We start from the raw sequence: 25,944 nt of genomic DNA, 5'->3' as shown, positions 1-25,944 counted from the left end.
CAATCCGCAAGAACCTGCGAGCTAGGGCGGGTGCGTCAGTGGTAACTGAGTGGATTATTTACCTGTTCGCACGTCAAGTGTTGGCACTGGACGTTCTGAGGCTTAATGTGCGCGGCATCCAGGCCGCCCATGAGCCCTCGGGCTGTGACATTCAGTCGGCTCGAAAGGTTAAACTCACCCTTTTGCCTGTGTATTCCAAGGAATTATTGAGTGAACACGGAAAATCATTCCCAGACGGCCGCCTTTCTCTGGTCGATTGCCGACCTACTGCGTGGTGATTTCAAGCAGTCCCAGTACGGCCGCATCATCCTGCCATTCACCCTGCTGCGGCGTATGGAGTGTGTGCTGGCGCCGACCAAGGATGCCGTGATTTACGAGTCCTACGCTCAGGAAGGCCGCCCGGACACCGTACGTGAAATGTACATGCTGCGCGCCGCTGGCCAGCAGTTCTTCAACTCCTCATCGTTGACCCTCGGCACCCTGTCCGACACCCAGACTGCCGCCGACCTGATGAGCTACGTGCAGGCGTTCAGCAAGGATGCCCGCGAGATCTTCGAGCACTTCCACTTCGAAGATTTCGTTCAGCAGTTGGAAACCGCCAACCTGCTGTACCAGGTGGCGCAGCGTTTCGCGGCAACCGATCTGAGCCCCGAGTTCATCAGCAACTTTGGCATGGGCATCATCTTTGAAGAGCTGATTCGCAAATTCGCGGAAAGCTCAAATGAAACCGCTGGGGAGCACTTCACCCCGCGCGATATCGTGCACCTCACCACCTCGCTGGTGATCACCGATCAGGACCACAAGCTCGCGCCCAACAGCATCGTCACCATTTATGACCCAACCGCCGGCACCGGCGGCTTTCTGTCGGAGGGGGATGAGTACATCCAGTCCATCAGCGAGAAGGTCAGCGTGTCGCTGCACGGCCAGGAGCTCAATCCCGAGTCCTACGCTATCTGCAAGGCTGACATGCTGATCAAGGGCCAGGACGTGGCCAGCATCAAGCTCGGCAACACCCTGTCCAACGACCAGTTGGCCGGCAAACGCTTCGACTTTATGCTCAGCAACCCGCCGTTCGGCGTGGAATGGAAGAAGGTGCAAAAGCAGATCACCGACGAGCACAACCATAAAGGCTTCGACGGCCGCTTTGGCCCGGGCCTGCCGCGCGTGTCCGACGGTTCGCTGCTGTTCCTCCTGCACCTGGTAAGCAAGATGCGTGACCCGCGCGACGGTGGCTCGCGCATCGGCATCATCCTCAACGGCTCGCCGCTGTTTACCGGCGGCGCGGGTTCGGGTGAGTCGGAGATACGCCGCTACCTGCTGCAGAACGATCTGGTCGAAGCCATCGTCGCGTTGCCTACCGACATGTTCTACAACACCGGCATCGCCACCTATGTGTGGATACTCAGCAACCACAAGACCGCTGCTCGCCAGGGCAAGGTGCAGTTGATCGACGGCAGCCAGCACTACGCCAAAATGCGCAAGTCGCTGGGCAGCAAGCGCCAGTACATCACCGAGGATCAAATCAGCGAGCTGGTACGCCTGTATGGCAGCTTTGAGCAAACCGCGCAGAGCAAAATTTTCCCAATTGACGCCTTCGGCTACCGCCGTATCACTGTTGAGCGCCCCCTGCGCCTCAACTTCCAAACCAGCGCTGAGCGCATTGCTAAGGTGCTGGAAGAAAAAGCCCTGCAAAAACTTGATAGCGCCTCTCAGCAGCACCTGCTGGCCGCCCTGCAAACGATAGATGCCAGCGTGATGCACCGCAACCGCGAGCAGTTCAGCAAACTGCTGAAAAAAGCCTTCATCACGCACAGCATTAGCCTCAGCACACCGGAGCTAAAAGCCCTGATGAGCGCCCTGAGTGAGCGCGACTCCGAAGCGGATATCTGCATGGCCAAGGGCCAGCCAGAAGCAGACGCCGGCCTGCGCGACAACGAGAACGTGCCGCTGGGTGAGTCGGTGTTCGACTACTTCGAACGCGAAGTGAAACCCCATGTGCCGGATGCCTGGATCGACGAGACCAAGCGGGATGAGCAGGATGGCGAAGTCGGAATCGTCGGCTTTGAGATCCCCTTCAACCGCCACTTCTACGTGTTCCAACCGCCGCGCCCGCTGGATGAGATCGACCGTGACTTGAAAGCCTGCACAGACCGTATCAAGCAGATGATTGAGGGGCTGTCGGCATGACAAATTTGTCGGTAGCAAATTTGAAAAACGACGCAGCCGTAGGCCCACAGAGCGAGGGCAAGGAACGCCCTTGCACGTTTCCAGCGTATCCGGCTTACAAGGATTCGGGAGTGGAATGGCTAGGCGAGGTACCTCAGCATTGGCCAGTTTACTCACTAAAACGTACCGTGGATGGGTGCATAAACGGCTTATGGGGCAATGAACCTGATGGCGAGAATGATATTGCAGTCATCCGAGTTGCCGACTTTGAACGATCTTTTTCGACTGTTGGATTAGACAAGCTGACCTACCGAAGCATCACGCTTAAAGAGAGACAGTCCAGACTGATTAAGTCAGGTGATTTGCTGATCGAGAAGTCTGGGGGCGGGGAGAAAACGCTGGTTGGCTGTGTCGTTTTGTTCACACATGAATTTGAAGCCGTTACTTCCAACTTCGTAGCGAGAATGCGACCGCTCGCGGAGTTTGATAGCCAGTTCCTTTGTTATGCCTTCGGTAATCTTTACGACGGCCGGGTTAACTATCCATCGGTGAAGCAGGTTACTGGTATCCAGAATCTCGATGCTGAGTCCTACTTGCAGGAGCGGTTTTGCTTTCCTGCCCGAGTCGAACAAACCCAAATTGCCCGCTTTCTTGACCACGAAACCGCCCGCATTGACGCATTGATCGAAGAGCAACAACGATTGATCGAACTGCTCAAGGAAAAGCGCCAGGCCCTGATCTCTCACGCCGTTACCAAAGGCCTCGATCCCACAGTACCGATGAAGGACTCTGGCGTGGAATGGCTAGGCGAGGTGCCGGCGCATTGGGAGGTCGGCGGTCTGACACGTTTTATTGGCCAAGTTGTGGATTACCGCGGAAGAACACCTACAAAAGTGGACAACGGTATTTTTCTAGTCACGGCTAGAAATATTCGGAATGGTCGGATCGACTATGAGGCATCCGAAGAATATGCTGACCCTGAGTCTGCGGAATCATTACTTGCTAGAGGGCGGCCCGAGATAGGAGACTTGTTGTTCACTATGGAGGCTCCTCTTGGTCAAGTTGCGTTGATTGATCGAACGGACATCGCACTTGCTCAGCGAATTGTTAAGTTCAGAGGCGAAGCGAATGTGATGCGGAACCATTACCTGATGTTTTGGTTTATGAGCACAAATTGCCAGGCTCGACTTGAAACTCTGGCAACAGGCTCCACAGCCCTAGGCATCAAATCTAGTAAATTGGGAATGATTGAGTGCCTTGCTCCATCAATCAAGGAGCAGGATGAAATTGTCTCGCATATCCAGCGAGAGTCAGAAAAGAATGATGCTCTCATTTATGAAGCGGAGAATGTCATAGGTCTCCTTCAAGAACGCCGCTCCGCCCTTATTTCCGCCGCCGTCACAGGTAAAATCGACGTGCGCGGCTGGCAGCCACCGGCCAGCGCGCCATCCCCCGAATCAGTACAAGAGGCCGTGTAATGGCGGACAGCAAGGAAGCGCAATTTCAGCAAGACATCATCGACGCCCTGGCCGCCCAAGGTTGGCTGGTCGGCACCGCCAGCGGCTATGACCGGCGCACGGCACTGTATACCGAAGATGTGCTGGGTTACTTTAAGGAGGCTTGGCCGGAACGTTGGGAAAAGTTCGCTAAGGCCAATCCGGCTGACCCGGACGCTGTACTGGTGCAAAAGCTGGTGCGTGAGCTGGAGCAGAGCGGCACGCTGGATGTGCTGCGCCATGGCTTTAAACTGCCGGCGGTGAAGGTGGAACTTTGCAGCTTCCAGCCCGACCACGGCATGAACCCGGACACCCTCAAGCGCTACCAGTGCAACCGCCTACGCGTGGTGCCGGAGGTGCCCTATTCGCCGCATGCGCGCGAGGCTGGTAGCAATGGGCAGAGCTACAACCCACGGCTGGATCTGGTGTTGTTCGTCAATGGCATCCCCACCGCCACGCTGGAGCTGAAAAGCGAGTTCAAACAATCGGTGGAAAACGCCAAGCGCCAGTACCGCTACGACCGCCCGGTTAAAGACCCGCTCACACGCAAGCCCGAGCCATTGCTGACCTTTAAGCGCGGCGCGCTTGTGCACTTTGCTGTGGGCCAACACGAAGTGGCGATGACCACCAAGCTGGCAGGTAAAGACACCTTCTTTCTGCCGTTTAACCTCGGCAGCGTGGAAGGCGGTGCAGGCAACCCGATGCCGGAAGATGACAGCCAATACGCCACCAGTTACCTATGGAAACACCTCATGCAGCCGGATGCCTGGCTCAAGGTTTTGGGGCGCTTTCTGCACCTAGACAGGAAAACCAGCGAAAGCTTTGACGGTACGCCGGTGACCAAGGAAACGATGATCTTCCCACGCTACCACCAGTGGGAAGTGGTCAATGCGCTAATCAACACCACCCGTGCCGAGGGGCCAGGTAAGCGCTACCTTATCCAGCACAGCGCCGGCTCGGGCAAGTCCAACTCCATCGCCTGGACCGCCCATCAACTCGCCTCGTTGTACGATGATGCCGGCCAGCGCCTGTTCAACTCGGTGATCGTTGTAACCGACCGCACGGTGCTGGACAGCCAGTTGCAGAACACCATCTACCAGTTCGAGCACGCCCAGGGTGTGGTCAAACCGATCAGCCGCGATGTCGGTAACCAGAGCAAATCCGAACAACTGGCCGAGGCGCTGGCTGAGCAGACCCGCATCATCATCGTCACCATCCAGACCTTCCCGGCGCTGTTCGATGCGCTGGACAAGTACCCCAAGCTGGCCAGCGGGCGCTATGCGGTGATCGCCGACGAGGCGCACTCCTCGCAAACCGGCTCATCGGCTAGCAAGCTGAAGCAGATACTTGGCAGCGATGTTATGGATGGCGAAGAAGTGACCGCCGAAGAGCTGTTGGACGCCGCCGTGCAGGCGCGCCAACCAAATGAGCGCATCAGCTACTACGCCTTTACCGCCACGCCCAAGGCCAAGACTCTGGAGCTGTTCGGTCGCCCGGCCGACCCAACCCTGCCGGTTAGTGCCAGCAACAAGCCGGAGGCGTTTCACCTGTACTCCATGCGCCAGGCCATCGAGGAAGGTTTTATCCTCGACGTGCTGCGCAACTACACCACCTACAGCACCGCCTGGAAGATCGCTCACCCGGACGGCGAAGACGACGAGGTGGACAGCAAACAGGCGCGCATCAAACTGGCCCGTTGGGTGCGTTTGCACCCGTACAACATTAGCCAGAAGGTCGAGGTGATCGTCGAGCACTTCCGCGCCAATATCCGTGGTCTGCTGAATGGCCAGGCCAAGGCTATGGTGGTGACCAGCAGCCGTCAGGAAGCAGTGCGCTACCAGTTAGCCGTCAAAGCCTATGTGCAGCAGATGGGTTACCGCGATGTCCACCCGCTGGTGGCGTTCTCCGGCAGTGTGTTGCCGGATGAGGTGATCCCCGAAGAGGTGACGGAAAGCAGCAGCCTGCTCAACGCCGGCCTGAATGGCCGTGACCTGGCGGACGCCTTCGATACCCAGGACTTCAATGTGATGATCGCGGCCAACAAGTACCAGACCGGCTTCGATCAACCCAAGCTCTGCGCCATGTACGTGGACAAGAAGCTGCAAGGCGTGGACTGCGTGCAGACCCTGTCGCGACTGAACCGCACCTTCGGGGATAGCAAGGAAACCTTCATCCTCGACTTCTTCAACGAGCCGCAGGATATTCTCGACGCCTTCTTGCCGTACTACACCAAGGCCGAGCTGACCGATGTGACCGACCCGCAGATCATCTATGACCTGCAGAAGAAGTTGGATGCAGAGGGGATCTATCACTGGCAGGAGGTCGAGGCGTTCGCCATGGCCTTCTTCGACCCCAAGGCGGCGGCCAGCAAGCTCAGCTACTATTGCACACCGGCCAAGGAGCGCTTTGCCAAGCGCTACGCCTTCTCGGTGGAGTCGCGCCAGCAGGCGCTGAACTTCAAACGCACGGCCGAGGCTAACGGCGACATTAGCGGCCTGAAAAAAGCCGAGCACGCGCTGAAAGAGGCCGGCGAGCAAATCGATCAACTCGACCTGTTCCGTAAAAACCTGCAGAGCTTTGTGCGCCTGTACGAGTTCCTCTCGCAGATTGTGCCCTACGAGGACCGTGAACTGGAGCAGCTCTGCGTGTACGCCAAACACCTGCACCCGCTGTTGCGCGTGGATCGACTACAACAAGACGACGTGGATGTAGGCGAGTTGCAACTGAGCCACTACCGTCTGAGCAAGCGCGCCGAGCATCAGCTGCGCCTGAACGAGGAAACCGGCGAATACACCCTCAAACCTAGTAGTGATGTGGGCAGCGGCAAGCCCCATGATCCGGAGAAGAAGCGCTTATCGGAAATCATCGAGGCGCTGAACGATATCTTCGGAGCCGAGGTGAGTGAAGACGACCAACTGCAGTTCCTTACGGGCATCGCCCAGCGCATCAGCCGCCAGGAAGATGTGATGGCCCAGGTGAACAACCACTCGGTGGATCAAGTGATGCACGGCCTGTTCCCCAAACGCGTGTTGGACACCGTGCTGGACGCCATGACCGACCACGAGAAACTCTCGCTGGAGGTGCTGGATAACGAGACGAAGAGTCGGGCGTTTGCGCTGGTGATTTTGAAGATGCTGAAGACAGCGGCTGGATTTGATCAGAGCGGCTTGCACGGTGCCTGAACACCGCGTGTAAGGATAGGATGCAACGATGGCAATTCCTGATTTTCAAAGTGTGATGCGGCCTGTGCTGGCCACTGTGCAAAATGGTATGCCGATGCCACTCAACGAGGTGCGCGAGCAGGTGGCCGAGCGGTTTCAACTGACCGAGGAGGAGCGCAAAGAGCGGCTGCCCTCTGGCCATCAGACAGTAATCAACAACCGAGTGGGCTGGGCACGTACTTACTTGAACAAAGCGGGACTGCTGTGCATTCCTACTAAGGGGATGGTGCAGATTACGCCGCGCGGCCTCACTACTTTGGCCGATGGCCCGGAGCGCATCACGGTTAGTTGGCTGAAGCAGTTCCCTGAATTCGCAGACTTCCATACCGCCAAACCGCAAGAGCTTGACGCGCCTGCCCTGCTACCTGTCGAGGTTGCTGAAACCACGCCTGACGAGCAGTTGGCAGAAGCGCATCAAGCATTGGTACAGTCACTGGCAGATGAGCTGTTAGTGCAAGTCCGGGCCGCTACCCCCAGCTTTTTTGAGCAGTTGGTGGTCGATCTCATGATCGCCATGGGCTACGGCGGATCGCGTAAGGAAGCCGGTAAGGCAACCCAGGCAACCAATGATGATGGGATTGACGGGATTATTAAAGAAGACAAGCTCGGCCTTGACGTGATTTATCTGCAGGCCAAGCGCTGGACCAACACTGTGCACCGTCCGGAAATCGACAAATTTATCGGCGCTTTGACACGCCAGCGTGCCCGCAAAGGCGTGTTTATCACCACGTCGGATTTCTCGGATGGCGCCCGTGCTGCAGCGCTGGGGCTGGATATCAAAGTGGTGCTGATCGACGGTGTCGAGCTGGCGCGACTGATGGTCGAGAACAACTTGGGTGTGAGCATTAAGCAGGTGTACGAGGTGAAGCAGTTGGACAGCGATTATTTCGCAGGAGAGTGAATTGTAACGTTTGGTCTTAACAAGACTTCGGCAGCTAATACTGACTCATATCCCTCTAATATAATGTCAGCGCCCGATGGCTCCCCTGCGCTTCAAGATCAATGCAGCAGTGAGACGATAGTGATACCTGCTGGCGTCGGAATGATCCTTCAGGTACTGGGTAAGAAACCAGCGCACATGCTTTAGCTGCCAGGTCCACGGATTATTTCGATGCCATCGCTGTTGAATGGCAGCCTGCATGATTCGGGCTTGGCGTAGGTGGCGTTGCTGGGTTGTTCTCGAGCCGGCCAGGGTGCCGCTCAGGAACAGCGTCATATCAAAAGGTTTGCTCATGATCGTCCACCAATGTAGGCCGAAACCACATCTATCCGGTTGTGCCCCAGCTCAAGGCTGATCTGTAGGCGTGCCTGATGATCAAGATCGCGGTCTGTGCGACAACCGTGGCCACCATTGATCGGAGCTGCGAGGCCTGTAAGTTGCTCGTAACGTTTGCAGGCGTATGCCGCACGCAGTTCATGGAACCCCTTTAATCCGTACTCATGCAATGTTGCGCGAGCAGGGAGCACAGTCCGCTGCATGAACACGGCGTAGGTTTCATCCCGGGCCAGTAAGTTGCGGCTGCCGGTCGGCGACGCTTCACGCGCCAACTGTAGTGCCGCCTTTACCTCCTCATTTGCGATGACCCAACGCGGAGCTGAAGCCCCTGAGCGGCCGCCTTTGGTACCGTCCTGTATATTGATGCGGCCTAAGTACTCGGCTTCCCGGTGCAAGCGTGGCAGGTCCGCCAGGATCGCTTCGCGCAGGCGCATTCCGGTAGTCCGGGCCAGCATGACAATCGCTGCTACCCGCTCATGTCGCTGTTGTGTCAGCACCTGCGCTATTCGTTGAACGTTTTGATAGTCTTGGCCATCCGGCGCACGGGTGCGAACGATGGATCGCTGCTGTCCCAATGCTTCGCTCGGACTGACAATTCTCACGTCCAGATCACCGCGCAGCGCAGCGAGGGTGCGGTTGACGCTGCTCAGGCGGTTTTGCGCGGTGGCGATGCACAGCTCGCCTTGCTGGATCTGCTGGCGCAGGTAATCGGCGTAGTCATTTAGTGTCTGTCGATCGATCTGCCGAGCATCGTTGTAGCGAGGGCCATCCTTTGAACGGCACCAGCGCACGAAGGCTTGCCAGCGATCGCTGTGTGCTTTGACGGTGGCGAAGTGGCCGCCTGCGAACATATCCTCGAGTGCCTGCCGACCGGCATAGCTCATTTGGCGGCCGTAGCCAAAGTTGCGACCGTCACGCCGACCGACCAGCGCCATTGTCTTCACCTTGATCATTGGTTTGTAGGCGCAGCAGCAAGGCTTTCCAGTGGGGGGCGATGGTGTCCAACTGTCCCCAGTGTGCTGGGCGGATGAGGAGGGCATTTTGACTGTGTTGCAGCAAAGCCCCTTCTTCTTGCAACTGCTCGATAAGCCGAGCGAGGTCGGTTGACTCAGATGTTGGAGCGGCGACAGCGGCGACACTGGCGACAAGCCCCGCCGCATCTGGATTGGCACGTGGCGACAAAGTGGTGGCAGTTGCGGCGACACACCGTAGCTCGGTCGGCGAGCGATGTTGCGCTCCATATCGGCGCACGGCGTCATTGAGTCGGAACATGGCGCACCTCGAATATGTCCCCGTCATTGTTCAGCCAGTTATGGGCAACCAGTTGCAGCAATAACTCGAAGGTGTGCCGCGTGCTTTTACGGGCAAAGCGAGGGCCGTTGCGTGTGATGTCGCGGAGGCGAAACGGTGGCCAGTTCTTCTTTATCAACCAGCGAAGCAGGCAGTCGGCCTCTGCGCGAAGCTTATTCAGTGGCTCCTGTTCAGTCAGTCGTTGGTTCTCGGCCAGGTAGTAATCCATCAGCGTAGAGGCGCGCTGAATGTGCATTTCTTCCAAGATAGTCAATTCTTCAACCACCGCCATCACACCAGCCATGCGTAGAACGTTCGCGGCGGCTTTGCCCGCAGCAGCTTGCACGTTGACCAGCTCGCCGAATTCCCCAGACTCGCATTCAATGGTGTCGTGAATGGCAATCCATGCTTCACGGGCGCGGGGGCTTAACTCTAGGGTTGCATGGTTGAGGCCGCCGTCTTTATGGCGTGACCATGGCTTCTGCATGAGTGCGGCAATGCGCCGCTGGTACAGGTGCACCTTTGGATCTCGGGTCAGGTCGATGGCTTTGTACAGTCGTTGTCCAACCAGACGCTCTGGCCAACTGATCAGACAGCGTCCCAGGATGCCCTGGTCTTTGATATCAGCGTCCAGCAGCAAGCGTTCTGCCAGGCGGGGTTGAAGCATCAAGTGCATGCTGAGACGGCGGTCATAGGCACGCAGACTTTCCCCTGCCATCGCGCGCGACCGATCAATCGGGCTGCCGTCCCACAGCGTCGACAAGTGAGTGATCGCCTTGATCATGTTGTCCTTGCTCATGGTGCTGCCGCCCAAGAACTGGCCGCCTTCATCGCTGAACAGGCCCATGCTGGGCAAACCGTGGCACAGGCTTTTGACCAGGCCCTCAATGGTCGGCTCAGCACTGAGGAGTCTCGGTTGGACGGGTTCAGGTTGGGCGTCCAGCGCTAGCTGTGCTGACTTTTTCGAGGTCGGTGACTTCGCGGTGAGGCTCATTGCAGCTCGATGCGCCTTGAGCTGTTCGCCATAGGCGATCCACTGCTGTCTTTCCCAGTCGCGTACGGCCTGCAGCGCAATATGGTCCACCGCGGTTTTGCGATCACCCGAACAAGCCACCGTCAGTAAGTACAGCGACAACGGATAAATTCGACCGTCGAGGTGAACATTGGCGTGCGCCTGGCTCGCCAAAGCTGCCGTGGCTAGAACAGATTGCGCGGCCATGGCGCAGGGCACGCCGATCACATCGGCCATGCGTTCCACGGCAGGCCCCATTAGATCGCCCAGCGCCGCGACCGGGTAGGGCAGGGGCGTTATCTGCTGTTCCAACAAGGGGCGTGGTGGCCCTTGTACTTCGCGCAGTTGCATAGCCTTCCTCCATAAATTACCGACCTCTCCCTCACGTCATCCCGCCAAGAATGCTGAGTGTTATCAGGGATCAAAGCCCCTGCGACCTGTGAGGGTGTCCACTGACGCGGGACTGGCGGCTCCTTACGTCCAGGAGCAAGGGCATCTCATGATCTGGCCTCCTGAGCACCGATAGTGGTGGGCGGGTGGAGGCTGCACTGGGTGACGAGACCAGCGCCGCGAGATCCTGAGCCGGGTGCAAGCAGCACTGCGATGACCGGGGCATGCCTGACTGTCAGTCAGGTGCAGTCCATTCCCTGGTCTGCGGCACCATCATCTACAGCGCTGTAGCTGGTGACATCGGCGTTTGTCACGCCGATTGTCACGCGGGGAATTGCCGCAAAGCCATTTGCGATGAGGGCTGCAGCAGTGGTAGGAGCGCCCGTCTCTTTTCTGGAAAAGAGACGGGCGAACGGTTGGCGCAAGACGTTGGCCGAGCAGGTTCGTTGCTGCAGGGCTAAAGGGTTAGCGGGCAGCCGCACTAGGCGGATTGTTTAGAGGGCGTCCATCATTCTGGCGAATGACCGTGCGAGCCTCCGGGCGCGAATCGCACTTTAGGGTGAACCACCGGGTTAGCGGCATGACCTTGAAGGCTCTGGTCATCTGGGGTGCTGCCGAAGGCAGCGCTTTGAACCTTCGTTCTATCGGTCACCGCGGCACGGGTCAATTGGTGAAGGGCACATGGAAATGCGCCAGATTCCTTCTTTGGCGTGCTTTGCCAATCGGTGGCTGTCAGTGGCAAAGTGGCCGTTTGTCGCTTTTCTAGTGTTAGCCCGTGAGCATGGGGATGCGAAGCCTCCCCATGCTCACGGGCTTAGCCGGAGAAGCTAAAAGCAAGGCGAGTTGGCGACTGTCGCCATCAGCTCAGACGAAAAGGATGTAGATGGCATGCGGTCTGTCGCCAGTGTCGCCGTTGTCGCCGTCCTATCGGATGGGTACTACGTTCCGATCCGTGGCCACATTCATCGCGCTGGCCGAGAGATTGCCAGTCGACGCCTTCAGAATGTACTCGCTCCACCAAGCCATCATCGGCCGTCGGCGCTCGATGTAGTCGGCTCGGTTGTAGGCGCTGCGCACCTCATCCTTATCGACGTGCGCCAACGCCACTTCGATGAGCTCCGGGTCCCACCCATGTTCATTCAAAATGGTGCTGGCCATCGAGCGCATGCCGTGGCTGACCAACCGGTCCTGGAAGCCCATACGTTTCAACGCCATGTTGGCGGTCTGGCTATTGGCATGAGTACGAGGGTTTCGGTCTGCCGGGAAGACGTATTCCCGATGACCACTGTGGGACTTCAGTATTTCCAGCAATGACATGACTTGATCGCTCAACGGGATGCTGTGCGGGCGGCGCTTCTTCATCCGCTCCGGCGGGATGGTCCAGACACGCCTTTCAAAGTCGATGTCTGCCCAGCGAGTAGTCGCTGCCTCGGCGGGGCGAGTCATGGTGTGCAACTGCCATTCGATCAAGCAGCGGGTCGTGCGCTTGATACTGGCGTTCGCTATTTCCAGCATGAGCTCAGGAAGCTCCTCGGGTGGTAGCGCCGCCATGTTTTCTTTCTTCGGCTTCTTGAACACCGCCCGAATCCCGCTGAGCGGGTTCGCGAAGATCATTCCCGAATTGACCCCGTAGGTCATGATCTCGTTGAGGCGCTGGCTAAGCCGCTTCACTGTTTCCAAGCTGCCTTTGGCTTCGATGGGCCGAAGAATCTTTATCACCATCGGTGCGCTGACTTCCGAGATCGGGGTCGATTTCATGCTCGGAAAAACGTGCAGCGTGAGTGAGCGCCAGATGTCCTCAGCATAGGCTGGCGTGACCGAGTCCTTTTTCAGCTGGAACCAGGCAGCGGCTACTTTCTCGAACGTATGTTCCGTCTCGGCTAGTTTGGCCTGCGCGAGATCATTGCGCTGAGCTTTGGGGTCGATCCCCTGCGCAAGAACTTCCCTAGCCTCAACCGCTTTCCGCCGAGCTTGCGCCAGAGAGACCTCAGGGTAGGAGCCGAGCGCCATGTTGATTCGATTTTTGGTGACCGGATGCCTGTAGTTGAAATTCCACTGCATCGAGCGGTTGACCCGGACGCGAAGCTGCAGGCCGTCGCCATCCGTGAGGACGTAGTCCTTGTCTTTGGGCTTGACCGCCTTAAGCTGGCGGTCGGAGAGGCGAGCTGTTTGAGCGCACATGGGAGAAGATCCATGACACCTTTTGGTATTCCCAAGATTAGCCCCAGGTAAGCTGGAATACCACCGGGAATACCGGGATGGCTGGAACTCAAAAAACCGTTGTGGCCCTCAAAAGAGCAGTAAACCCTTGATTTCACTGACTTCCAGGCACAAAAAAAGACGTCCGTGGACGTCTTTGATTGATCATTTGGTGGAGCCGGGGGGATTTGAACCCCCGTCCGCCAGTACTCCGCTGTCGGTACTACATGCTTAGCCGTGTCTACTGAGTTAATCCGCAGCCGCCCGACGGGCAGGGTGCTTTGGACGAGTTGGGTAAGTTTTAGTCGCTTTGCCCCCAACGTGCTACACGACGATCCTGTTCTGTATGACAATCATTTCGGGTTTACAGGCATCCCCTGATGATTGCTGGAGCCGAAGCTACCAGGAGAGCGGGCTCAGCTGCTTACGCAGCGAGAGCGTAGCCCTCGTAGTTTTCGTCATTGGCAACTATAGAAAGTTGCAACAGTGGATTTACGAGTTCTGTTACCAACTCGGCATGCACCTAGAGTTTCGCTACCGGCGTCGAATCCTGATCGGCCCCACACTAGCTCTTGGCTAACGCACCTTACGGTACGTACGGCAGAGTATACGCCATTGTGCGGGCGACGTCGACAGCCGGTCTGGTCGCCCGCTTTTGGGCTCAGGCGCCGCTACCGCTGCCGGAGCCGCTGCCTTTCTCGGTTTTTTCCAGGCGCTCCAGCACTTTGCTGGTGATGGCGATGCATTCCTTGGTGTCGCCCGAGGCTTGGGCAGCCTTGGCTTTGTCGACGTGCTCGGTGATGGCCTTGTCCAGGCCTTCGGAGGTGGCGCCTGCGGTAGCCATGCTGTCGTCGATCTTTTGCAGATTGGCGGTGCACAGGTCTTCGGCGGCGAACACCGGTGAAGCCAGCAGGGTGGCGGCCGCGAACAGGGCCGAAAGCGCGGTACCTTTCATGGGAGTCTCCTTCAGGGCCTCTGGAAGGTGGGCCTGTAAGGGTGGACTGCTGGGGATTGGCGGGGGTTCAATCGAGATGGTGGCGGGGTGGAATGAGCGGGGGATGGCACCGGCTATGCCGGTGTTCGCGGGTGAACCCGCTCCCACATGGAATTGGGTTGGCTCGGAGTGTGCACTAAACCGGTGGGAGCGGGCATGCCCGCTCCCACAGGGTCAGATGCTGCGGGGGCGGGTGACGCGGTCGACCAGGTAGACCAGGCCGTGGTAGTCGATGCCGCTGTGGCTGCTCAGGCCAATCTCGCAGGTGCGGCTGGTGGAGATGCCTTCGCTGCAGTACTGCACCGCATCCTTCAGGCTACGTAGCGAGTGGGCGTTGAGCTCGGGGGTAGTGAAGCCTTTGTCACCGGCAAAGCCGCAGCAGTGTATGCCTTCCGGGATTACCACCTGCTTGCTGCAACGCCGCGCCAGGTCGATCAGCGCCTGGCTTTCGCCCAGGTGCTGGGTGCTGCAGGTCACATGCACGGCCACCGGTTCGTCCTGGGGGGTGAACTCCAGGCGCTCGAGCAGGTGGGTGCGGATGAAGCGCACCGGGTCGTACAGGTCCAATCGGGTGTCGCTCAGGTCCTGCACCAGGCGCAGGGTGCAGGGGCTGGTGTCGCAGTAGATCGGGTCGAGGCCGCCGCGGCTGGCGTGCAGCAGCGCGGCGATCAGTTCCTGGCGTTTGTGTTCGGCCTGCTCGGGGTAGCCCTTGGAGGCGAACGGCTGGCCGCAGCACAGGCTGTCGGCGTTGTCGGGGAACACCACCTGGTAGCCGGCCTTCTCAAGCAGGGCGCGGGTCTTGTCCAGCAGCGAGCTTTGCTCGCGGTCGGCATAGGCTGGGCCCATCACCCGCGAGACGCAGGCAGCCAGGTACACCACACGGGGGCGTGCGTCGTTGCTGGTCGGGCCGAAGTCCAGTGGGCGCAGGGGTTGTGGCATGGCCGGGGTCCACTGCGGCAGGCGGCCTTTGCAGGCTTTGTTCAGCGAGGCACTCAGGCGGCCCAGGCGTGGGGCGCCGAGCAGCTTGCGTGCGGTATTGGCGGCGGTCAGGGTCAGGCGGGCGCCGCCCAGGGCGGTGTGGAAGTGTTCGGCCAGCCAGTCGGCGGTTTTTTCGTGCTCGGCGGCCTGGCTGCGCAGCTTCTTCACCAGTTCGCCGGTATTGATGCCCACCGGGCAGCGCTGGGCGCACAGGCCGGTGGCGGCGCAGGTGTCGATACCTTGGTACTGGTAGGTCTGGCGCAGTTCGCGGGTGTCGATGCCAGCGCGCTGCCTGGCCTGGATGTCACGCCACATGACGATGCGCTGGCGCGGGCTGAGGGTCAGTCCTTTGGACGGGCACACCGGTTCGCAGAAGCCGCATTCGATGCACTTGTCGACAATCTCGTCGGCAGCGGGCAGCGGTTTGAGGTTCTTCAGGTGGATGTCAGGGTCTTCGCTCAGCACCACGTCGGGGTTGAGGATGCCGTTGGGGTCGAGCAGGCGCTTGAGTTTCCACATCAGCTGGTAGGCATCAGCGCCCCATTCCAGCTCCACGAACGGCGCCATGTTGCGCCCGGTGCCGTGCTCGGCCTTGAGCGAGCCACCGAACTCCACGGCCACCAGTTGCGCTACGTCGTCCATGAAGGCCTGGTAGCGGGCGACTTCCTCGGCGCTGTTGAACCCCTGGGTGAAGACGAAATGCAGGTTGCCTTCCAGGGCGTGGCCGAAAATGATCGCTTCATCGTAGCGGTGCTTGTCGAACAGCTGGATCAGGCGGTTGACGCCTTCGGCCAGTTGCTCGATGGGGAAGGTGACGTCTTCGATGATGACTGTAGTACCGGTCTGGCGCACGGCGCCGACGGCGGGGAAGGTGTCCTTGCGGATTTTCCATAGCTGGTTGTATACGGCCGGGTCTTCGCTGAAGTCGACCTGCTGTTCCAGCGGGAAGTCGGCGATCGAGGCCATCACCTGTTGCAATTGCTCGTGCAGCAGGCTCTGGCTGGCGGCGCGCGACTCGATCAGCAGGGCGCAGGCATTGTCCGACAGGCCTTTTACCCACAGCGGCATGCCGGGCATGTTCTGCACTGAGCGCAGGCTGCGGCGGTCGAGCAGTTCCACGGCGGAAACCGGCTGGCGCTTGAGCACGGTCACCGCGCGACAGCAGCTTTCCACGCTGGGGAACACCAGCAGGGCGCTGGCCTTGTGCGGGTGGTCGGGCACGGTGTCGTAGGTGACGGCGCTGATGAAGCCGAGGGTGCCTTCGGAACCGACCAGCAGGTGCTGCAGGATATCCAGCGGCTGGTCGTAGTCCACCAGCGCGTTCAGCGACAGGCCGGTGGTGTTCTTCAGCCGGTATTTGTGCCTGATGCGCTCGGCCAGTGCGGTGTTGGCGCGGGTCTCACGGCCCAGGCGGGCCAGTGATTCCAGCAGCTCGGCGTGGCTGGCCTCGAACGCGGCGATGCTGGCCGGGTCTTCGCTGTCCAGGCGCGTGCCGTCGGCCAGCACCAGGCGCAGGCCGGCCAGGGTGTGGTAGGTGTTCTGCGCGGTGCCGCAGCACATGCCGCTGGCGTTGTTGGCGACGATGCCGCCGATCTTGCAGGCGTTGATCGAGGCCGGGTCGGGGCCGATCTTGCGCCCGAAGGGAGCCAGCCAGGCGTTGGCCTGGGCGCCGATGACCCCGGGCTGCAGGCGGATCTGTTCGCCTTGGCCGCGGATTTCCCGGCCATTCCAGTTGTCGCCGAGGACGATCAGCACCGAGTCGCTGATGGCCTGGCCGGACAGGCTGGTGCCGGCGGCGCGGAAGGTGACCGGCACCCGCTCGCGCTGGGCCAGTTTGATCAGGCCGACCACTTCGTCCTCGGATTCGACGCGCACCACCAGCTTGGGGATCAACCGGTAGAAGCTGGCGTCGGTGCCGAAGGCCAGGGTGGAGGTGGGGTCGTCGAAACGGCGTTCGGCGGGGATCAGGCGCTCGGCATCACGCAGGAACGCGGCGGGCAGGCTCATGCAGTCTCCTCGCGGGGCCGTGGCCTTTGTGCGCCACATGCCCCGGGTCAATCAGGCGGTCGTTCTTGCGGGCGGTCAGGCGCCCAGTTCGCGTACCAGCGAGTCGCGGGTGATTTCGCTGATCGACTTGGCGCCGGTCAGCACCATGGCTACGCGCATTTCCTTCTCGAACAGCTCCAGCAGGTTCTTCACCCCGGCCTGGCCGTGCACGGCAAGGGCGTAGAGGAAGGCGCGGCCGATCAGTACGGTATCGGCGCCCAGGGCAATCATGCGTACCACGTCGAGGCCGCTGCGGATACCGGAGTCGGCAAGGATCTTCAGGTCGCCTTTGACCGCATCGGCAATCGCTGGCAGGGCGCGGGCGCTGGACTGCACACCGTCAAGCTGGCGGCCGCCGTGGTTGGAGACGACGATGCCGTCGGCACCGAACCTGACCGCATCGCGGGCGTCATCGGCATCGAGGATGCCCTTGATGATCATCGGGCCGTCCCAGAACTCGCGAATCCACTCCAGGTCTTTCCAGGAGATCGATGGGTCGAAGTTGTTGGCCAGCCAGCCGATGTAGTCGGCAAGGCCGGTGGGGTTGCCACGGTAGGTGGAAATGTTGCCCAGGTCGTGTGGGCGCCCCATCACACCGACATCCCACGCCCACTCCGGGTGGGTCATGGCTTGCAGCACGCGGCGCAGCGGGCCGTTCTTGCCGCTCATGCCAGAGTGGGCGTCGCGGTAGCGGGCGCCGGGGGTTGGCATGTCGACGGTGAACACCAGGGTCTTGACCCCGGCGGCCTTGGCCCGCTCCAGGGCGTTGCGCATGAAGCCGCGGTCCTTGAGCACGTACAGCTGGAACCACATCGGCCGGTCGATGGCCGGGGCCACTTCTTCGATCGGGCACACCGACACCGTGGACATGGTGAACGGGATGCCGTGGGCCGCCGCCGCGCGCGCCGCCTGCACTTCGCCACGGCGGGCGTACATGCCGGTGAGGCCGACCGGGGCCAGGGCCACCGGCATGCTCAGGGTTTCGTCGAACAGCTTGGTCTGAAGGCTGAGCTCGGACATGTTCTTCAGCACGCGCTGACGCAGGGCAATGCTGGCCAGGTCCGAGACGTTGTGGCGCAGGGTGTGCTCGGCGTAAGCGCCGCCGTCGGCATAGTGGAACAGGAAGGGAGGCAGCTTGCGTTGGGCCGCGGCGCGATAGTCGGTAGAGGCAGAAATGATCATGGATTCTCGCAGCGTTGCTTGTGGGGATTGCCGGGCGCGCGATGGCGCCCGGCCCCTTGCACTTTAGTGATGAACCAGCATGCCGGTCAGCCAGTAGGCCTGGATCAGGGTAATCAGGCCGACGATGGTGGCGAAGAACAGGCTGTGCTTGACGGTGAAGCGGAACAGGTCGGATTCCTTGCCGACCAGGCCGGTGGCGGCGCAGGCGACGGCGATCGATTGCGGCGAGATCATCTTGCCGGTCACGCCGCCGCTGGTGTTGGCAGCTACCAGCAGGGTGTCGTTGACCCCGATCTGGTGTGCGGTGGTGGCCTGCAGCGAGCTGAACAGGGCGTTGGACGAGGTGTCCGAACCGGTCAGGAACACACCCAGCCAGCCGAGGAACGGCGAGAAGAACGGGAATGCGGCACCGGTACCGGCCAGCACCAGGGCCATGGTCGAGGACATACCCGAGTAGTTGGTGACGAAGGCGAAGGCCAGCACCATGCCGATCGACAGGATGGGCCAGCGCAGCTCCCAGAAGGTCTCTTTGAAAGTGGTCAGACCAGTTTTGAAGTTGACTTTCAACACTGCCATCGAGATCAGTGCCGAGAGGAAGATCGCGGTGCCGGTGGCGGAGATCGGGTCGAGCTTGAACACCGCAGGCATGGCGGTTGGCGCGGCAACGATCGGTGCGCTCTTGATCACCAGTTGGTCGAGGTGCGGGATGGCGAAGTTGAACACGAAGTTGTACATCGCGCCGCCCGGGGCGAAGGCCGCCTTGAATGGCTTCAGGGTCCAGATGGTCACCAGTACGGTGAGGATCAGGAACGGCGACCAGGCCTTGAAGATCTCGCCAAAGCTGTACGGGCTTGGCTGGCTGCCACTCGGCTGCACGACGGCGGCGCCGACGCTGCCTTTGGCTTCGGCGAACGAACGCTTGGGTTGCCAGACTTTCAGGAACAGGGTCAGGGCGATCAGGCTGGCCAGGGCCGAGGTGATGTCCGGCAGCTCCGGGCCGATGAAGTTCGAGGTGAAGTACTGGGTGACGGCGAAGCTCAGGCCAGCGACCAGGGCGGCAGGCCAGGTTTCCTTCACGCCACGCAGGCCGTCCATCATGAACACCAGCCAGAACGGTACGAACAGCGACAGCAGCGGCAGCTGGCGACCGGTCATGGCGCCGATGTGGAAGGCATCGATGCCGGTGACCTGGCCGGCCACGATGATCGGGATGCCCAGGGCGCCGAAGGCCACTGGCGCGGTGTTGGCGATCAGGCACAGGCCGGCGGCGTACAGCGGGTTGAAGCCCAGGCCCACCAGCAGCGCGGCAGTGATTGCCACCGGTGCACCAAAGCCCGCCGCACCCTCCAGGAAGGCACCGAAGCAGAAGCCGATCAGCAACACTTGCAGGCGCTGGTCGTCGGTAATCGACAGTACCGAGCTGCGGATCACTTCGAACTGGCCGCTCTTGACCGTGAGTTTGTACAGGAACACCGCGGCAACGATGATCCAGGCAATCGGCCAGAGGCCGTAGAGGAAGCCGTAACCCGCAGCAGCGAAAGCCATGTCGACAGGCATCTGGAAGGCCAAGATCGCCACCAGGATCGACAACGCGAGGGTGATGCTGCCGGCCACGTGGCCTTTGAGGCGGAACACGGCGAGGGCAAGGAAGAAGAAGACGATGGGAATGACCGCCGCCAGTGCGGACAGGCCAAGACTACCAAGCGGGCTATAGATTTGTTGCCAGGTTTGCATATGGGGTGGCCCCTAATTGTTGTTGGTCAGGCACTGGCATTGGATAATTGGTAAGACCAATTTACAATGGCTGGGCGCTAGGTTAAAAGCGTCGTCGTGGGTGTGTCAATTTGTCCTGTGCAAAACTTTGGTCGCGTGCCGATGAGCGGGCACCTGATGCGCTGGGAAAATCGTTGCCTGGTGGGTGTTTGCGCGGCCTGGATCGGCGAGAATAGGCGGCCCCTTACATCTGCCGGGGGTTTGTGGAGAGCATGTGATGGTTTTTGATCAGGTCCGCCAACGGCGCCTGTCCGACGACATCGTCGATCGGTTGGAAGGGATGATTCTGGAAGGCACGCTGACCTCGGGCCAGCGGCTGCCGGCCGAGCGCGTCCTCGCCGAGCAGTTCGGCGTGTCCCGCCCGTCACTGCGTGAGGCGATCCAGAAGCTGGTGGCCAAGGGGCTGCTGGTCAGCCGCCAGGGCGGGGGCAATTTTGTTGCCGAGTCTCTGGGGTCCACCTTCAGCGACCCGCTGCTACAGCTGCTCGAGCACAGTGCCGAGGCGCAGCGTGACCTGCTCGAATTCCGCCATACCCTGGAGGCGTCCTGCGCCTACTACGCGGCCCAGCGCGCCACCCAGCCGGACCGGGCGCGGCTCAAGGCGGCCTTTGATGCGCTGCAGGACTGCTATGCCAGGGTCGATGAAGTGACCCGGGCGGAGGAGGGCGCGGCCGATGCGCGCTTCCACCTGGCAATTGCCGAGGCCAGTCATAATGCTGTGCTGCTGCACACTATTCGGGGCTTGTTCGACCTGCTCAAGCGCAACGTGGTGACCAACATTGGTGGCATGTACCAGCAGCGGACCGAGACCCGGGACATGCTGATCAGCCAGCACCGGGAGCTGTACCTGGCGATTGTCGAGGGCCGGGCGGAGGATGCGCGGGAGGTGTCCAGCCGGCACATTCTGTATGTGCAGGAGGTGCTGCAAGAGGCGCACGAAGAAGCGCAGCGAGTGGCGCGGGCGGAGCGGCGTAGCGGGCGTTGAATCTTGTGGTGGCTGGGCTGGCCTTTTCGCGGGTGAACCCGCTCCCACAGGGATCGCACGCCTTCGAATCCGGTGCATAGCCTGTGGGAGCGGGTTTACCCGCGAAGAGGCCGGAACAGGCTAAGGAAGATCTACTCTTCCTTGCCCTTGTTCCGCACAGCCCGCTGCAGCTCACGGTTGGAATCGCGTTCGCGCATGGTGTCGCGCTTGTCGAATTCCTTCTTGCCCTTGCCCAGTGCGATTTCGCACTTGATCAGGTGCTTGCTCCAGTACAGCGCCAGGGCCACGCAGGTGTAGCCCTTTTGCGCCACGGCCGCTTCCAGGCGCTCGAGCTCGCGCTTGTTCAGCAGCAGCTTGCGGGTGCGGATGGGGTCGGCGATGACGTGGGTGCTGGCGGTGGTCAGCGGGGTGATGTGGCTGCCGAACAGCCAGGCTTCACCGTCCTTCAGCAGCACGTAGCTGTCAGTCAGGTGCGCCTTGCCGGCTCGCAGGCTTTTTACTTCCCAGCCGGACAGGACCAGCCCGGCCTCGAACTTGTGTTCGATGAAGTAATCGTGTCGCGCCTTCTTGTTCTGCGCGATGGTCCCGGTCGGATGTTTCTTTTGCTTAGCCATAGGGGCGGCATTATAGGCAGTCACCGCGTCGTCGGCTACGGGATTTCGGTGTGCTTGAGCCACTGCAATGAATACCGGACAATACAGCCCCTGTCTTGGGGACAGAACCTGTTTTTGGCACGCTGCGAAGCGCCGCCACCCAGCCTTGGAAGTGACGCCTGGATGACTACCCATATTCAACGCTCCGCCCTGCTGCCATACCCCGCCCAGGCGCTCTACGATCTGGTCAACGATGTGGCCAGCTACCCGCAGTTCCTGCCTTGGTGCTCGGCCTCGACGGTGATCGAGGCCAGTGACACGCACATGCGCGCCAAGCTCGAAGTGGCCAAGGGCGGCATGAGCCAGCACTTCGTCACGCGCAATGTCCTGGTGCCGGGGCAGTCCATCGAGATGAACCTGGAAGAGGGGCCGTTCACCCAGCTGCATGGCCTGTGGGTGTTCAAGGCGCTGGGTGACAAGGCTTGCAAGATCAGCCTGGACCTGTCGTTCGACTACGCTGGTCCGCTGGTGCGCGCGACCCTGGGCCCGCTGTTCAACCAGGCGGCCAATACGCTGGTGGATGCGTTCTGCCAGCGTGCCAAGCAGCTGAATGCCTGACTGAAAAAGCGGCAACAAAAAGCCCGGACCAGGTCCGGGCTTTTTTGTAGCTGCGCGCCGTTTACTGAGGCGAGGTTTCCAGCGGAGCCGGAGTCGGTACCGGGGTGGTCTCGATGGTATCGATCTCGCGCTGGATGGATTCTTCCACCGAGCCCGGTTTGGCTGGTTTTTCTTCAGGCTGCACGGTTGGCTGCTCTGGCTGGTTGGCCGGGCTGACCGTGGTGTCGCTGCTGCCGCCGAGGATTTCCTGGTCGCGGCTGACGCCTGGCATGAAGTCGCCAGACAGGTTGACCAACTGGTCGCTTTCGTTGAAGAACACGCTCATGCGTTCTTGCTGGCGTTTGCCGCCGCCTGGCTGCAGGCTGTACAGGTAATCCCAACGGTTGGTGTTGAAGGTGTCCTGGATCAGCGGGTTACCCATGATAAACCTTACTTGCCGGCGGGTCATTCCGGGGCGTAATTGGTCTATCATGTCTTGCGTAACGACATTGCCCTGCTGGATGTCGATTTTGTAAACCCCGGGAAACGAGCAACCGGCGAGTGCGAGCAGTCCCACTAGGGTGAGGCTGGTTAGCAAGAGCTTGGTGTTTTGCATCGGTGGGCGACTTCCACTATCTTGGCTGGACAACGTAAACCCCGATCATACCCGTATTAAGAGAAGCTGCGAAGCAGCATCGGCGAGAAAGCTGACCATGGTTGAAAATAGCGAATTACGCAAAGCCGGTCTCAAGGTGACCCTGCCTCGAGTCAAGATCCTTCAGATGCTCGACTCCACCGAGCAGCGTCACATGAGCGCCGAGGATGTCTACAAGGCGCTGATGGAGGCTGGCGAGGACGTGGGCCTTGCCACCGTCTATCGCGTACTGACCCAGTTCGAAGCGGCGGGTCTGGTGGTTCGCCACAACTTCGACGGCGGTCATGCGGTGTTTGAACTGGCCGATGGCGGTCACCACGACCATATGGTCAACGTAGAGACCAGCGAAGTCATCGAGTTCATGGATGCCGAAATCGAGAAACGCCAGCGCGAAATCGTGGCCGAGCATGGCTACGAGCTGGTGGACCACAATCTGGTCCTGTACGTGCGTAAGAAGAAGTAACGATTCTTATCGTTATGGATAGCAAAGGCGACCTTCGGGTCGCCTTTGTGCTTTCTGGGGCTGAGAGGTATGTCGTTTGTTCTGGCCTCTTCGCGGGTAAACCCGCTCCCACAGGTATTGCACAGGTCTCAGGCTCGGTGAATTTCCTGTGGGAGCGGGTTTACCCGCGAATGGGCCTGAAAAATGAGGTATCAGGCCTTGCCGCTTACCACCATCTTGCGTGCATGCGCCAAGGATTCCTTGGTCAGGTCGATGCCACCCAGCATCCGCGCCACTTCCTCAACCCGCTCGCGTTTACCCAGGCTGGCCACAGCGGTGTGGGTGGTGTCGCTGTTGCGCACCTTGTGCACGAACAGGTGGTGATGCCCTTGTGCTGCCACTTGCGGCAGATGGGTCACCGTCAGCACCTGGCCGCGCTCGCCCAGGCGGCGCAGCAGTTGGCCGACGATTTCGGCAGTAGGCCCGCCGATACCCACGTCGACTTCGTCGAACACCAGGGTGGGAATGCGCGAGGTCTGTGCGGTAATCACCTGGATCGCCAGGCTGATGCGGGACAGTTCGCCGCCTGAGGCCACCTTGGCCAGGCCCTTGAGTGGTTGACCGGGGTTGGCACTGACCAGTAGCTCTATCTGTTCCAGGCCATGGGGCGACAGTTCTGCGCCCTCATTGGGCGTGAGCTCGATGCAGAAGCGCCCGCCGGGCATGCCCAGGCGCTGGATCTCCTGTTCGACGGCCACCGCCAGCTGCTGGGCGGCCTGCTGGCGCAGTGCGCTGAGCTCGCGAGCCTTCTCATTATAGTGCTGGGCGAAAGCCGACAGCTCTTCACCCAGTCGCTCGATCGACTCGTCACTGGCGTTCAGGCCTTCCAGCTCTTCCATCAACTGTTGCTGCAGGTGGGGCAGTTCGGTGGGGTGCACGCGGTGTTTGCGCGCCAGCGTGTAGATCGTGTCGAGGCGTTCTTCCAGTGCCTGCAGGCGCATGGGGTCGGCGTCGAAGTTGTCGAGGAAGCGGTTGAGCTCGCCCACGGCCTCCTCTACCTGGATCTGCGCGCTGGCGATCAGGTTGGCCGCTTCGCCCAGAGCCTTGGGCGAGTTGGTGGCCGCGCCCAGGCGGTTGAGGCTGGCGGTGAGGGCGCTGAGTACATTGCCCGAATCGCTTTCGCTGCACTGGTCGATGACCTGGCGACAAATGCCGAACAGGGCTTCGGCGCTGGTCAGGTTCTTGTGTTCCTGCTCCAGCTGCTCCAGCTCGTATTCGCCCAGGCCGAGGTTGTCCAGTTCTTCCAGTTGGTAGCTCAGCAGCTGATGGCGGGCGCGTTGCTCATCGCCGGAGTTGGACAGGCGCTCCAGCTCCAGGCGGGTCTGGTTCCAGCGCTTGGCCGCCAGCTGCACCTGGCGGGCCAGGTCGACGGCGCCGGCGTACTCGTCGAGCAGGCGGCGGTGGGTTTCGGTCTTGAGCAGTGACTGGTGCTCGTGCTGGCTGTGGATGTCGATCAGCAGCTCGCCCAGCGCCTTGAGGTCGCCGAGCGTGCAGGGCGTGCCATTGATGTAGCCGCGGCTGCGACCTTCGGCAGTGATCACCCGGCGCAGGATGCACAGGCCGTCATTGTCCAGGTCACGCTCGGCCAGCCAGGCATGCGCCTCGGGGATGTCCACCAGGTCGAAGGTGGCGAGGATGTCTGCCTTGTCCGTGCCGGGGCGCACCACGCCGCTGTCGGCCCGGTCGCCCAGGGCCAGGCCGAGGGCGTCGAGCATGATCGATTTGCCGGCGCCGGTCTCGCCGGTGATGACGGACATGCCACGGGCGATTTCGAGGTCGAGATGCTCGACGATGGCGTAGTTGTGAATGGACAGGTGCACCAGCATGGGGCGGCTCCCGAGAAGTCAGGTCTGGTTATTTATACAGTACTTTTTTCAGGCCTGCCAATGCCCCTTGGAAGATTCTGTTGCAGCCGGGAAACCGCCTTGCCCCTTGAAGCTGGTTTTTCCGGCCCCATATAGCCGACATCCAAGGCGAGCCTGGCTCGCAGTCCACAAAATTGCGCAGGAGAGACCCCATGGCTGACGAACAGCTGAAGGAAAAAGACCTTAACGTCGAAGAAGCTGGTGCAGAGCCCACTACTGACGCCCGTGTTCTGGAGCTCGAGGAACAGCTGGCCGCCGCCAAGGACCAGTCGCTGCGCGCCGTAGCCGACTTGCAGAACGTACGCCGTCGCGCCGAGCAGGATGTCGAGAAGGCGCACAAGTTCGCCCTGGAGAAATTCTCCAGCGACCTGCTGCCGGTGATCGACAGCCTGGAACTGGCCCTGGCCCACTCCAGTGCCGACGACGAGAACGTCAAGCAGATTCGTGAAGGTGTCGAGCTGACCCTGAAGATGTTCCAGGACACCTTCAAGCGCTACAGCCTCGAAGCCATCGATCCGCACGGTCAGCCATTCAACCCTGAGCACCACCAGGCGATGGCCATGCAGGAAAACACCGAGGTAGAGCCGAACAGCGTGCTGAACGTGTTCCAGAAAGGCTACCTGCTCAATGGTCGCCTGCTGCGCCCCGCCATGGTGGTGGTCAGCAAGGCGCCGAGCGCGGCGCAACCCTCGATCAATGAAAAGGCTTGAAATCCTTCGGGGCA

At 60.5% G+C, this 25,944-nt stretch carries 20 protein-coding genes and 1 other RNA gene; 8 read left to right on the top strand and 13 right to left on the bottom strand.

All coding sequences use genetic code 11. The features are described from left to right. Positions 1-210: 210 nt before the first annotated feature. Genes FQ664_RS22485 through FQ664_RS22470 form a run of 4 tightly spaced genes read left to right on the top strand, consistent with a single transcriptional unit; the run spans position 211 to position 7,784 of the window. A complete protein-coding gene (locus tag FQ664_RS22485; RefSeq protein WP_144174994.1) occupies positions 211-2,187 on the top strand; it encodes a type I restriction-modification system subunit M in 1,977 nt (658 codons plus the stop codon). Further along, entirely contained in the window at positions 2,184-3,644 is a 1,461-nt protein-coding gene (locus FQ664_RS22480; protein WP_144174992.1) for a restriction endonuclease subunit S domain-containing protein, read from the top strand. The genes FQ664_RS22485 and FQ664_RS22480 overlap by 4 nt, the downstream gene beginning before the upstream one ends. Further along, a complete protein-coding gene (locus FQ664_RS22475) occupies positions 3,644-6,844 on the top strand; it encodes a type I restriction endonuclease subunit R (protein WP_144174990.1) in 3,201 nt (1,066 codons plus the stop codon). The genes FQ664_RS22480 and FQ664_RS22475 overlap by 1 nt, the downstream gene beginning before the upstream one ends. Positions 6,845-6,872: 28 nt before the next feature. Beyond that, the gene (locus FQ664_RS22470; protein WP_027614913.1) at positions 6,873-7,784 is read left to right on the top strand and encodes a restriction endonuclease; all 912 of its coding nucleotides are present in this window, start codon (positions 6,873-6,875) and stop codon (positions 7,782-7,784) included. Between the two features lie 66 nt (positions 7,785-7,850). Here FQ664_RS22470 and FQ664_RS22465 read toward each other — a convergent pair whose 3' ends face one another. The 10 genes from FQ664_RS22465 to FQ664_RS22415 all read right to left on the bottom strand — a co-directional run bounded on the left by FQ664_RS22465 (position 7,851) and on the right by FQ664_RS22415 (position 19,984). Further along, a complete protein-coding gene (locus FQ664_RS22465; RefSeq protein ID WP_056795032.1) occupies positions 7,851-8,117 on the bottom strand; it encodes a hypothetical protein in 267 nt (88 codons plus the stop codon). Next, entirely contained in the window at positions 8,114-9,094 is a 981-nt protein-coding gene (locus FQ664_RS22460; protein ID WP_144174988.1) for an integrase domain-containing protein, read from the bottom strand. Before FQ664_RS22460 ends, FQ664_RS22465 begins: the two co-directional genes overlap by 4 nt. Then, positions 9,072-9,431, bottom strand: a complete 360-nt coding sequence (locus FQ664_RS22455) for a hypothetical protein (protein ID WP_144174986.1) — start codon at positions 9,429-9,431, stop codon at positions 9,072-9,074. Before FQ664_RS22455 ends, FQ664_RS22460 begins: the two co-directional genes overlap by 23 nt. After that, positions 9,415-10,812: a YfjI family protein gene (locus tag FQ664_RS22450; protein ID WP_144174984.1), complete on the bottom strand. Its 1,398-nt coding sequence runs from the start codon at positions 10,810-10,812 to the stop codon at positions 9,415-9,417. Before FQ664_RS22450 ends, FQ664_RS22455 begins: the two co-directional genes overlap by 17 nt. 963 nt (positions 10,813-11,775) lie before the next feature. After that, on the bottom strand, positions 11,776-13,032 hold the full coding sequence (locus FQ664_RS22440) for an integrase domain-containing protein (protein ID WP_144174982.1): 1,257 nt from the start codon (positions 13,030-13,032) through the stop codon (positions 11,776-11,778). 188 nt (positions 13,033-13,220) lie between these two features. Further along, positions 13,221-13,612: a transfer-messenger RNA gene (gene ssrA / locus FQ664_RS22435) on the bottom strand. A gap of 99 nt (positions 13,613-13,711) precedes the next feature. Continuing rightward, complete coding sequence (locus FQ664_RS22430; RefSeq protein ID WP_144174980.1) at positions 13,712-14,005, bottom strand: hypothetical protein; 294 nt, start codon at positions 14,003-14,005, stop codon at positions 13,712-13,714. A gap of 213 nt (positions 14,006-14,218) precedes the next feature. After that, on the bottom strand, positions 14,219-17,029 hold the full coding sequence (locus FQ664_RS22425) for an FAD-binding and (Fe-S)-binding domain-containing protein (protein WP_144174978.1): 2,811 nt from the start codon (positions 17,027-17,029) through the stop codon (positions 14,219-14,221). 75 nt (positions 17,030-17,104) lie between these two features. Further along, on the bottom strand, positions 17,105-18,250 hold the full coding sequence (lldD, locus tag FQ664_RS22420) for an FMN-dependent L-lactate dehydrogenase LldD (RefSeq protein WP_144174976.1): 1,146 nt from the start codon (positions 18,248-18,250) through the stop codon (positions 17,105-17,107). A 63-nt stretch (positions 18,251-18,313) separates the two neighbouring features. Continuing rightward, positions 18,314-19,984: a lactate permease LctP family transporter gene (locus FQ664_RS22415; protein WP_144174974.1), complete on the bottom strand. Its 1,671-nt coding sequence runs from the start codon at positions 19,982-19,984 to the stop codon at positions 18,314-18,316. A 256-nt stretch (positions 19,985-20,240) separates the two neighbouring features. On the opposite strand from FQ664_RS22415, the gene FQ664_RS22410 reads away from it, so the two are divergent. Continuing rightward, complete coding sequence (locus FQ664_RS22410; protein WP_144174972.1) at positions 20,241-21,008, top strand: FCD domain-containing protein; 768 nt, start codon at positions 20,241-20,243, stop codon at positions 21,006-21,008. Between the two features lie 131 nt (positions 21,009-21,139). On the opposite strand, the gene smpB is transcribed toward FQ664_RS22410, so the two are convergent. Continuing rightward, entirely contained in the window at positions 21,140-21,622 is a 483-nt protein-coding gene (smpB, locus tag FQ664_RS22405; RefSeq protein ID WP_013974300.1) for an SsrA-binding protein SmpB, read from the bottom strand. Positions 21,623-21,784: 162 nt separating this feature from the next. On the opposite strand from smpB, the gene FQ664_RS22400 reads away from it, so the two are divergent. Next, positions 21,785-22,219, top strand: a complete 435-nt coding sequence (locus FQ664_RS22400; RefSeq protein ID WP_144174971.1) for a type II toxin-antitoxin system RatA family toxin — start codon at positions 21,785-21,787, stop codon at positions 22,217-22,219. A 61-nt stretch (positions 22,220-22,280) separates the two neighbouring features. Here FQ664_RS22400 and FQ664_RS22395 read toward each other — a convergent pair whose 3' ends face one another. Beyond that, positions 22,281-22,814, bottom strand: coding sequence for an outer membrane protein assembly factor BamE (locus FQ664_RS22395; RefSeq protein WP_144174970.1), 534 nt, complete (start codon positions 22,812-22,814; stop codon positions 22,281-22,283). A 97-nt stretch (positions 22,815-22,911) separates the two neighbouring features. Here FQ664_RS22395 and fur point away from each other — a divergent pair, with 97 nt between their 5' ends. Then, a complete protein-coding gene (gene fur, locus FQ664_RS22390) occupies positions 22,912-23,316 on the top strand; it encodes a ferric iron uptake transcriptional regulator (protein ID WP_015271870.1) in 405 nt (134 codons plus the stop codon). 191 nt (positions 23,317-23,507) lie between these two features. Here the strand turns inward: fur and recN are convergent, their stop codons facing one another. Further along, positions 23,508-25,181 carry a DNA repair protein RecN gene (gene recN, locus FQ664_RS22385; protein WP_144174969.1) on the bottom strand — a complete coding sequence of 558 codons (1,674 nt, stop codon included), beginning with the start codon at positions 25,179-25,181 and terminating at the stop codon, positions 23,508-23,510. 191 nt (positions 25,182-25,372) lie between these two features. Here recN and grpE point away from each other — a divergent pair, with 191 nt between their 5' ends. Further along, a complete protein-coding gene (gene grpE, locus FQ664_RS22380) occupies positions 25,373-25,930 on the top strand; it encodes a nucleotide exchange factor GrpE (protein ID WP_144174968.1) in 558 nt (185 codons plus the stop codon). Positions 25,931-25,944 lie beyond the last annotated feature (14 nt).

This window comes from Pseudomonas persica (assembly GCF_900291015.1).
Lineage (GTDB): Bacteria > Pseudomonadota > Gammaproteobacteria > Pseudomonadales > Pseudomonadaceae > Aquipseudomonas.
Note: the sequence above shows the minus strand (reverse complement) of the source record. Positions and strands in the feature narration are given on the sequence as shown.